The organism is Streptomyces sp. NPDC020299, from assembly GCF_044387825.1.
GTDB lineage: Bacteria > Actinomycetota > Actinomycetes > Streptomycetales > Streptomycetaceae > Streptomyces.
In genome coordinates, this window is record NZ_JBIRWL010000032.1 from 81,734 (window position 1) to 82,023 (window position 290).

A 290-nucleotide genomic window follows, 5' to 3' on the forward strand; every position below is an offset into this window, starting at 1 on the left:
CTGCCGTCCGCCGAAGCGTCGTCGCGTCTGACGTTCGTCGCTTCACGGGCTTGGGGTTTCGGGCGGTACGGCATCCGTAAAGGGGCCGTACCGCCCGTACCCTTGCAGTACTCGCGCTCTTCACGGGCGTGGTTTCCGTCGGACGTCAAATAGCGGGCGTCCACGAAAGAAGGATCTGATCCACACATGCTGATCGCTCAGCGTCCCTCGTTGACCGAAGAGGTCGTCGACGAGTTCCGCTCCCGGTTCGTGATCGAGCCGCTGGAGCCGGGCTTCGGCTACACCCTCGG

At 64.1% G+C, this 290-nt stretch carries 1 pseudogene; it reads left to right on the forward strand.

The features are described 5' to 3' along the window. Positions 1–186 precede the first annotated feature (186 nt). A pseudogene (locus ACH45E_RS43850) lies at positions 187–290 on the forward strand (DNA-directed RNA polymerase subunit alpha); the annotation flags it as partial.